Annotated in this window: 11 protein-coding genes; 7 read left to right on the plus strand and 4 right to left on the minus strand. The window is 72.7% G+C overall.

Features of this window, described 5'->3' with window-relative positions; genetic code table 11:
- Positions 1 to 19 precede the first annotated feature (19 nt).
- The 4 genes from FHX75_RS23725 to FHX75_RS23740 are packed head-to-tail and all read right to left on the minus strand — an operon-like array spanning position 20 to position 2903.
- Entirely contained in the window at positions 20 to 886 is an 867-nt protein-coding gene (locus FHX75_RS23725; protein ID WP_154942520.1) for a metal ABC transporter permease, read from the minus strand.
- A gap of 2 nt (positions 887 to 888) precedes the next feature.
- A complete protein-coding gene (locus FHX75_RS23730) occupies positions 889 to 1650 on the minus strand; it encodes a metal ABC transporter ATP-binding protein (protein WP_154942521.1) in 762 nt (253 codons plus the stop codon).
- Positions 1647 to 2591 carry a metal ABC transporter substrate-binding protein gene (locus FHX75_RS23735; protein ID WP_154942522.1) on the minus strand — a complete coding sequence of 315 codons (945 nt, stop codon included), beginning with the start codon at positions 2589 to 2591 and terminating at the stop codon, positions 1647 to 1649. The genes FHX75_RS23730 and FHX75_RS23735 overlap by 4 nt, the downstream gene beginning before the upstream one ends.
- A 54-nt stretch (positions 2592 to 2645) precedes the next feature.
- Complete coding sequence (locus FHX75_RS23740) at positions 2646 to 2903, minus strand: DUF6703 family protein (protein WP_154942523.1); 258 nt, start codon at positions 2901 to 2903, stop codon at positions 2646 to 2648.
- A gap of 27 nt (positions 2904 to 2930) precedes the next feature.
- Between FHX75_RS23740 and FHX75_RS23745 the strand changes: the two genes are divergently transcribed.
- From FHX75_RS23745 to dusB, 7 genes are all read left to right on the plus strand, one after another.
- Entirely contained in the window at positions 2931 to 3272 is a 342-nt protein-coding gene (locus FHX75_RS23745; RefSeq protein ID WP_154942524.1) for an antibiotic biosynthesis monooxygenase family protein, read from the plus strand.
- A gap of 105 nt (positions 3273 to 3377) precedes the next feature.
- Complete coding sequence (locus FHX75_RS23750) at positions 3378 to 3851, plus strand: hypothetical protein (RefSeq protein ID WP_154942743.1); 474 nt, start codon at positions 3378 to 3380, stop codon at positions 3849 to 3851.
- Positions 3852 to 3965: 114 nt separating this feature from the next.
- A complete protein-coding gene (locus FHX75_RS23755; RefSeq protein WP_154942525.1) occupies positions 3966 to 5345 on the plus strand; it encodes a glycine--tRNA ligase in 1380 nt (459 codons plus the stop codon).
- A 150-nt stretch (positions 5346 to 5495) separates the two neighbouring features.
- Positions 5496 to 6326, plus strand: a complete 831-nt coding sequence (locus tag FHX75_RS23760) for a hypothetical protein (protein ID WP_154942526.1) — start codon at positions 5496 to 5498, stop codon at positions 6324 to 6326.
- Between the two features lie 74 nt (positions 6327 to 6400).
- Positions 6401 to 7318, plus strand: a complete 918-nt coding sequence (locus FHX75_RS23765; RefSeq protein ID WP_154942527.1) for a hypothetical protein — start codon at positions 6401 to 6403, stop codon at positions 7316 to 7318.
- On the plus strand, positions 7311 to 8141 hold the full coding sequence (locus FHX75_RS23770) for a hypothetical protein (RefSeq protein WP_154942528.1): 831 nt from the start codon (positions 7311 to 7313) through the stop codon (positions 8139 to 8141). The genes FHX75_RS23765 and FHX75_RS23770 overlap by 8 nt, the downstream gene beginning before the upstream one ends.
- A 102-nt stretch (positions 8142 to 8243) precedes the next feature.
- On the plus strand, positions 8244 to 9419 hold the full coding sequence (gene dusB / locus FHX75_RS23775; protein ID WP_154942529.1) for a tRNA dihydrouridine synthase DusB: 1176 nt from the start codon (positions 8244 to 8246) through the stop codon (positions 9417 to 9419).
- The last annotated feature ends 24 nt before the right edge of the window (positions 9420 to 9443 follow it).

Consider the following 9443-nt stretch of genomic DNA (forward strand, 5'->3'; position numbering starts at 1 on the left):
GACAGCTGCCGGGGCGGCGTCACCGGAGCACGACCTCGTGCGGCTCGGGCGCCGGCGTACCCGCCGGGGTGGACCGCCGGCGCAGCGTCCGCCAGCCGGCGGCGGTGAGCGCGACCACCAGGAACGAGGCGATCGCCAGGAGCACCACCGAGGCGCCCGGGGCGGTGTCGGCGGTGGCCGCCACCCAGACCCCGGCCCCGGCCGCGAAGAGGCCGAGCGCCATGGCCGCCGTCATGGTGCTGCGGAAGCCCCGGGTGACCTGCTGCGCGGTGGCCACCGGCACCACCATCAGGGCGCTGATCAGCAGCACCCCGACCGCCCGCATGGCGATGGTGACGGTGACCGCGGTGGCCACCGCCAGCAGCAGGTTCAACGTCCGGACCGGCAGCCCGGCGACGCGGGCGTACTCCTCGTCGTGGCAGACCGCGAAGAGCGCCGGGCGCAGCGCCAGCATGGTGACCAGGATGGCCGCGCCGAGCACCGCGATGGTGATCAGGTCCTGCGGCGAGATGGTGGTCAGCGAGCCGAACAGGTACGCGTTGAGGTTCGCGCTGGTGGCGTCGGAGAGCCCGACCAGCATCACCCCGCCGGCGATGCCGCCGTAGAAGAGCAGTGCCAGCGCGAGGTCGCCGGAGGTGCGTCCGCGCGCCCGGACCAGCTCGATGGTGATCGCGCCGAGGGTCGCCACGACCACCGCCACCAGCACCGGGGAGCGGTTGAGCAGCAGCCCGGCGCCGACGCCGGTCAGCGCCACGTGGCCGATGCCGTCGCCGATCAGGGTCAGCCGCCGCTGCACCAGGTAGATGCCGAGCGCCGGGGCGGCCAGGCCGATGACCAGGGCGCCGATCAGCGCGCGCTGCATGTAGGGGTACTGGAAGAGTTCCATGGTCAGCTGCTCCACAGCCCGGCGGGCTCGTCGGGACCGTGCGGGTGCACGTGGTCGTGATCGGGCTCCGCGTGGTGGCCGGCGGGCTCGGGCACCGCGCCGTCGTGGCAGATCCCACCCTGGTGCACCACCACCGCCCGGCTGATCAGCGGTCGCAGCGGGCCCAGTTCGTGGGCGACGAGCAGCACGGTGCCGCCGTCGGCGACGAAGTCGCGCAGCGCGGTGGCGAACGCCTCCTGGCTGGCCGCGTCGACCCCGGCGGTCGGCTCGTCGAGCACCAGCAGCTCCGGCCGGCCGGCGAGGGCCCGGGCGATCAGGGTGCGCTGCTGCTGGCCGCCGGAGAGGGTGGCGACCGGGTCGGCGGCCCGGTCGGCGAGCCCGACGGCGCGCAGCGCCGCGTCGACCGCCTCCCGGTCGGCCCGCCCCGGCGGGCGGAGCACGCCCCGGCGGGCCAGCCGGCCGGAGGCGACCACCTCGCGCACCGTCGCCGGTACGCCGCCGCCGGCGCCGAGCCGCTGCGGGACGTACCCGATGCGCCGCCACTGCCGAAACCGGCGCAGCGGGGTGCCGAAGAGCTCGACGGAGCCGCTGGCCAGGGGGACCAGCCCGAGCACGGCGCGGATCAGGGTGGACTTGCCGGAGCCGTTGGCCCCCAGGACGGCGACCACCTCGCCGGCGGTGACCGTGAGCGACACGTCACGCAGCACGGGTCGGCCGTCGTAGCCGACCGCCCCGTGCGTGACGGTGATGACGGGTGCGGTCACGAGCAGCTCAACGCCGTCCGCAGGGTCTGCAGGTTGGTGCGCATCACCGAAAGGTAGTCCCCGCCGGAGTCGGTCGACAGCCCTTCGATCGGGTCCAGCACTGCGGTCTTCGCGCCGACCTCCGCCGCGATGGTCTCGGCGACCTTCGGGCTGACCAGGGTCTCGAAGAAGATCGTGGTGGCCCGGTGCTCGCGGGCCTCGGCGGCGACCTCGGCGAGGCGCTGCGGGGAGGGCTCGGTGTCGGGGGTGAGGCCGGTGATGCCGACCTGTTCCAGCTGGTAGCGCTCGGCCAGGTAGCCGAAGGCGGTGTGGCTGACCACGATCTCCCGGCGCTGGCAGGTCTTCAGCCCGGCGGCGAACTCGGCGTCGAGCTTCTCCAGCTCGACGCGGAGCGCCCGGGCCCGGGCGGTGTAGTCGGCGGCCCGGTCGGGGTCGGCTCGGCCGAGCCGCTCGGCGAGCTGGTCGCCGACGGCGGCCAGCCGGGTCGGGTCCAGCCAGAGGTGGGGGTCCAGCGCGCCGGCCTTCTCCTCGGCGTGACCGGCCTCACCCTCGTGCTCGTGGCCGCCGGCCGCGGCGGTCAGCAGCGGCTGCACGGTCGCCACGTCGAAGGCGCGGTCGGCGGCGTTCTGGTCCACCGCCTCGTCCACGTTCGGCTGGAAGCCCTTGAGGTAGACGATCAGCTCCGCCTCGTTGACCTGCCCGACCTGGCGTGGGTTGAGCTCCAGGTCGTGCGGTTCGGCGCCCGGCTTGGCCAGGTTGGCGACCGTGACCGCGTCGCCGCCGATCCGCTCGGCGAGGAACTGCAACGGGTAGAAGGCGGCCACCACGTCGACCCGCTGCGGGTCGGCGCCCGCCCCGCCGGTCGAGCAGGCGGCGACGCCGCCGAGAGCGAGCAGGGCGGTGGCGGCGGCCAGGGCGCGCGGAGCGGAGCGGATGTTCATGTCATGAACTGTCCGTGACAACGGAAATGATTGTCAAAAACGCATGAGTGCATGTCAGAGCAGCTTGGCCAGCGCGACCGCGACCAGCAGGGTCAGCATCACCAGCCGGATCATCCGGGTCTGCGGCGCCTGCACCGGCCAGGTGGTCGCCAGCAGCCAGCTCAGCCCGGCGGCGAGCGCGAGCAGCAGCACGCCGCCCACCGGGCCGGGTGCGAAGAACGCCACCAGCACCACCGCCAGGGTGGCGAGGAACACCGACGTCGGGTTGGCCCGGGAGAGCCGGACCAGCAGGGGGCTCTGCGTACGCTGCATCTCACAGACTCTACGAGGAGGACGCCGGTGCTGGTCACCAACCGGTTCGTGGTCGAGGTCGATGTCGCCGACGACTTCGTCGGTCGGGCGCACGCCGCCCTCGCCGCGCTCGCCGCCCGCCCCGGCTACCTGCGCGGCGAACTGCTGCGGGCGCTCGACGACCCGGCCCACTGGTGCCTGGTCACCGAGTGGGAGTCCGTCGGGGCGTACCGGCGGGCGCTGGGCGGGTTCGACGTCAAGATCGCCGCGGTGCCGCTGCTCGCCGAGTCGCTCGACGAGCCGTCCGCGTACGAGACGCTGGCCAGCGCCGCCCCGGACGGCGGGGTCGTGGTGGCCACCAGTGATCGGGCCGCGAGTCCGCACCGTTGAGAGACTGGGCACTACCCTGCACTCATGACCGCACCCGGCCCGGCAGCCCCACCGCCGTACCCCGCGACGCCCGGCCGGGACGGCGCCCCGCCGGCCGACCCGGGGGTGCCGGCCCCGCCGCCCGGCCCGGGAGTGGCCCCGCCGTTCGCCGCGCCGCCCACCGAGGGCGGCCGCAAGCGGCTCTGGCTGGGCCTCGGCGTCGGGGCGCTAGCCCTGCTGATCTGCTGCGGCGGGGGCGGGGCGGCCGTGGTCGGCCTGACCATCAGCAACGCCCAGGCGATCGAGGAGCAGGGGCACGCGGTCACCGACGCCTACTACCGCGCGCTGGTGCGCAAGGAGTACGGCGCGGCGTACGACAAGCTCTGCGACGAGGAGCAGCGGCGCGAGTCCCGGGCGGAGTTCGCCCAGCGGGTGGCCGACGAGCCGGCGGTCGCCGCCTACCGGGTGGGCGAGGTCGACCCCAACGCGCTGACCGTGCCGGTGGACGTCACCTTCAGCGGTGGCTTCCAGGAGACCCAGCAGGTCACCCTCGTGCCGGACCAGCAGACCGGCGGCATGGAGGTCTGCGGGGTCAACTGAGGCGTCCCCGGTATTCTGCTGGGCTCGGGACGCCGCTGGTCGTACCGTTGTCCCGAACTGTTCGTTCCGTCCACATCACGTCCCCGCCGACCGCCAGCCGGCGTAGGAGGAAACATGCCAGCCGACCGTATCGACGCCGTCGTCAGCCTCGCCAAGCGCCGAGGCTTCGTCTTCCCCTCCAGCGAGATCTACGGGGGCACCCGGTCGGCGTGGGACTACGGTCCGCTCGGCGTGGAGCTCAAGGAGAACGTCCGCCGGCAGTGGTGGAAGACCATGGTCCAGCAGCGCGACGACGTCGTCGGCCTGGACTCCGCGGTCATCCTGGCCCGCAAGGTGTGGGAGGCCTCCGGCCACATCGCCGAGTTCGTCGACCCGCTCACCGAGTGCCAGTCCTGCCACAAGCGGTTCCGCGCCGACCACCTGGAGGAGGCGTACGCCGAGAAGCACGGCAAGCCGCTGACCTCGCTGTCCGAGCTGAACTGCCCGAACTGCGGCAACAAGGGCACCTTCACCGAGCCGAAGATGTTCAACGGCCTGATGAAGACCTACCTCGGCCCGGTGGAGAGCGACGAGGGCCTGCACTACCTGCGCCCGGAGACCGCCCAGGGCATCTTCGTCAACTACAAGAACGTGGAGACGGTCGCCCGCAAGAAGCCGCCGTTCGGCATCGCGCAGACCGGCAAGTCGTTCCGCAACGAGATCACCCCGGGCAACTTCATCTTCCGGACCCGCGAGTTCGAGCAGATGGAGATGGAGTTCTTCGTCGAGCCGGGCACCGACGAGCAGTGGCACGAGTACTGGCTCCAGGAGCGCTGGAACTGGTACCTCGACCTGGGCCTGTCGGCGGAGAACCTGCGCTTCTACGAGCACCCCAAGGAGAAGCTCTCCCACTACTCGAAGCGCACCGTCGACATCGAGTACCGGTTCCAGTTCGGCGGCAGCGAGTTCGCCGAGCTGGAGGGCATCGCCAACCGGACCGACTTCGACCTCTCCACGCACAGCAAGCACTCCGGCGTCGACCTGTCCTACTTCGACCAGACGAAGCAGGAGCGGTGGATGCCGTACGTCATCGAGCCGGCCGCCGGTCTCACCCGCGCGGTGCTGGCGTTCCTGCTCGAGGCGTACGACGAGGACGAGGCCCCGAACACCAAGGGCGGCGTGGACAAGCGCACCGTGATGCGCTTCGACCCGCGGCTGGCCCCGGTCAAGGTGGCGGTGCTGCCGCTGTCCCGCAACGAGGCGCTCTCCCCGAAGGCCAAGGGCCTCGCCGCGCAGCTGCGCAAGCGCTGGGTGGTGGAGTTCGACGACTCGCAGGCCATCGGCCGCCGCTACCGCCGGCAGGACGAGATCGGCACCCCGTTCTGCGTGACCGTCGACTTCGACACCCTCGACGACGACGCGGTGACCGTGCGGAACCGGGACACCATGGCCCAGGAGCGGATCGCCCTGGACCAGGTCGAGCGCTACCTGATCGAGCGCCTGCCCGGCTGCTGACCCGGCACCCGACGGCCCCGCCCCCACCAGGGGGCGGGGCCGTCGTCGTCAGTGGCCCATCGGCCGGCGGTTGCGCCCACCCGGTGGTTGAGCCGGGCATGATCTCGTGCGAGCATTCCCGGCGTTGAATCTCATCACGGGGGTGTCTGCATGACGCGCGCGTCGCAACAGGACAACGACCACGACCCGAAGCGGCGGCGCCTGCTGCGCCGCGCCGCCACGGTCGCCGCCACCACGGCCGGTGCCGGTGTCGCCGCCGCGGTCGGCATGCCCGGCGCGGCCCAGGCGGCCCCGGGGGAAAACATGATCATGGGTACGACGAACGACGCCGGCCCGGCCACCACGACGGTGACGTCCTCCGTCGGCTCGGCGCTCAGCGCGCAGTCGGTTGGTGGGGTGCCGCTGCGGCTGGTGCCGAGCTCGGGTCTCTACCCGAACGTGCTCGACTCCGAGGCCGGCACCCTGGCCGTCGACGACCAGGGCGACCTCTTCGTCCGGGCGGGCACCGACGCCAACCCCACCAACGGTTGGGCGTGGACCAGCGAGTGGGCCACCACCTCGGTCGCCGTGCCGCCGACCCGGATCCTCGACACCCGCGACGCCACCCTGCGGCGCAACATCGTCTCCGGGTCGCTGGACTCCCTCGGCCGGCTCCAGCCGGGCGTGCCGATCGTGCTCGCCCTCGACGCGTACGTGCGCGACGGCTACGCCATCAAGGGCAACGTCACCGTGGTCGGGATGACCGGCGCCGGCGTGCTCACCGTCTGGGGCAGCGGCACCAAGCCCACCGCGTCCACGGTCAACTGGGCGACCGCCGGCACCATCCTGTCGAACTTCCTCTTCACCGAGCTGGGGGCCGTCGGGGCGTACCGCAGCGTGCTGACCCTCCAGGCCACCTCGTCGCCGACCCACGCGATCGTCGACATGACCAGCCTGCTGGTCGGCCACCCGAGCCAGGTGCTGCTCGGCGGTGGGGCGTAGGTGGCCCGGCCGTTCCCGGCCCACCTCGGCAGCCGTCCGTCGCAGACCGCCAACCCATCCAACGGGGGAATGAGATGACTTCGTCCGAACCCGACCGCTCCGCCTCGCGGCGTACCCTGCTGCGGCGGGCCGCCGTGACCGGCGGCGCGGCGGTCGCCGCCACCGCCGCCACCGCGGCGAACGCCACCCCGGCGGCCGCCGCCAACGGTGATCCGCTCGCCATCGGGCAGGCGAACCAGGCTTCCTGGGAGACGGTCCTGCACGGCACCGGCCCGGGCGCGACGCTGGTGCTGCAGAACGACACCGGCGCGTCGCTGCACCTCAAGCGACAGGACGTCACCAACCCGAAGTGGGGAGATATCTATCCCACCACGGCGGGACTGGCGCACGTCACCACGACGTCCACCGGCGCGCCGGTGCGCAACGAGGTCCTCACCACGGCGAACGCGACCATGCTGGTGCCGATCCCGCCGACCCGGGTGCTGGACACCCGCTCCGCCGCCGGCCGGGCCCGGCTGCTGGAGGGCCACAGCCAGATCGACTCGCAGGGCCGTGCGGTCGCGGGCGCCTGGCTGCTGGTCCACCTCGACGGCATCGTCAACTACGGCGACGGCCTGATCGGCAACGTCACCGTGGCCAAGACCGAGAAGGGCGGCTTCGCCACCGTCTACGGCCGGGGCAACGCCCCGGGCGCGTCCACCATCAACTGGTGGGGCGCCGGCCAGCTGCTCTCCAACGGCGTGATCACCCAGCTCGGCGCCTGGTCGACCGCCAACGGCGACTACTACCCCGACACCGTGGCGATCTGGGTGCAGAAGAGCGCCACCGCGGTGATCCTCGACGTCACCGGCCTGCTGGTGTTCCACCCGGAGTCGGCCGTCGTCAACAACCCGAAGGGCCTGACGGCCGACTCGGGGACCAGCGGCGTGCGCGCCGACGTGATCAAGGCCAACGCGGAGCGCGGCGATCGGGAGGTGCGGTCCGGTGCGTGACCACGGAACCGAGGAGACCAGCAGCATGACCGAGGAGACCTCGTCACCCACCCGCCGTCGGGTCATCAAGGCCGGCGTCGCGGTGGGCACCGGTGTCGGGGCGGCAACGGTCGTCGGCTCTCCGGCCAGCGCCGACGTCGGTGACCCGGTGATCCTCGGCGCTGTCAACCACGGCTCCGGCTCGGAGACTCTGCTGGTCGGCGGGTCCGCGAGCGGGCCGACCCTCTCCCTTCGGGGCGCCCCTGGGTGGTCGGCGCTATGGCTCAGCCAGGCGACCGACGAGAATCTGCCCCAGGAGATCGCCACCGGTTCGTTGGCCGTGACGAGCCGGGACGCCCTGATCATCGGTGGCAAGGGTGGCGCGAAGGCGTACGTCAACACCTCGCGGTGGGCGAACCGGACGATGGCCGTCGCGCCGCAGCGGATCCTGGACACCCGCACGCTCTCCACCTACAGCGCGAACATCCTGGCCGGAAGCGCCGGCGTGACCTCCGGCAAGCTCAACGCCGGCAAGATCATCCACCTGACGGTGAAGAACGTCCCACCGGCGCTGGCGGAGAAGGCGACCGCCGCGTACGTCAACATCACCGTGGCGGGCACCGTCTCCGCCGGGGTGCTGACCGCGTACAGCTCGTCGATCGCCAAGCCGCAGACCTCGTCGCTCAACTGGTGGGGGCCGAACCAGATCCTCTCCAACCTGGTCGAGGTGCAGCTCGGCAGCTACAACGGCAACGGGCTGGCGTTCGCGATCCACGTCAACGCGGCCACGTCCGTGATCGTGGACGTCTCGGGCCTGATCCTGTCCAGCCCCGGCACGTACTGACCGTCCGCCGGTCGCCGTCGCGGTGCGAGTTCGCTCACCATCGCGGCGGCGACCGGCCACCGGAGGGCGGGCCGCCGCGCGGGGCATGGGATTCTTGGGTACGTGACCAGTCCCGCCCCGTCCGTCGCGCTCCGCCCGCTCACCCTCGGCCCGCACCAGGTGTGGCCGCCGGTGGTGCTCGCCCCGATGGCCGGCATCACCAATGTCGGCTTCCGGCAGCTCTGCCGGGAGCAGGGCGGCGGCATCTACGTCTGCGAGATGATCACCACTGTCGCCCTGGTCGAGCGGAACCCGAAGACGCTGCGCATGATCGCCTTCGGCGCCGACGAGCGGCCGCGCAGCCTCCAGCTCTACGGCACCGATCCGGAGATCACCGCCGCCGCGGTGCGGATCGTGGTGGAGAAGAACCTCGCCGACCACATCGACCTGAACTTCGGCTGCCCGGTGCCCAAGGTGACCCGCAAGGGCGGCGGCTCCGCGCTGCCGTGGCGGCGGCGGCTCTTCGCCCGCCTGGTCAGGGCCGCGGTGGACGCCGCCGCACCGGCCGGGGTGCCGGTCACCGTGAAGATGCGCAAGGGCATCGACGACGACCACCTGACGTACGTGGAAGCCGGGCTGGCCGCGCAGGACGCCGGGGTGGCGGCGGTCGCCCTGCACGGGCGTACGGCCGCGCAGCGCTACTCGGGCACCGCCGACTGGGACGCGATCGCCACCTTGAAGCAGGCCCTCGACGTGCCGGTGCTCGGCAACGGCGACATCTGGGAGGCCGACGACGCGCTGCGGATGGTGGCGCACACCGGCGTGGACGGGGTGGTGATCGGCCGAGGCTGCCTGGGCCGGCCGTGGCTCTTCGCCGACCTGGAGGCCGCGTTCGACGGCCGCCCCGAGCGGCGGCTGCCCTCCCTGGGCGAGGTCGCACAGACCATGCGCCGCCACGCCGAGCTGCTGGTCGACCAGTTCACCGCCGGCAGCCGTACCCCGGCCCGGGGCGAGCGGGACGGCTGCACCGACTTCCGCAAGCACGTCGCCTGGTACCTCAAGGGCTTCCCGGTCGGCAGCGAGCTGCGCCGCGACCTGGCAATGATCGAGAGCCTGGCGCAGCTCGACGACCTGCTCGGCAAGCTGGACCCGACCGAACCCTTCCCGGTGGCCACCCTCGGTCAGCCGCGCGGTCGTACCAACTCCCCGGGCAAGGTCTTCCTGCCCGACGGCTGGCTGGCCAGCCGCGACGACGACACCGTGCCCGAGGGCGCCGAGCTGGCCGACTCCGGCGGCTGACCGCCGCTGGTCCGCGCCGCACGC

The sequence above is a fragment of the Micromonospora palomenae genome, from assembly GCF_007829925.1.
GTDB classification, from domain to species: domain Bacteria; phylum Actinomycetota; class Actinomycetes; order Mycobacteriales; family Micromonosporaceae; genus Micromonospora; species Micromonospora purpureochromogenes.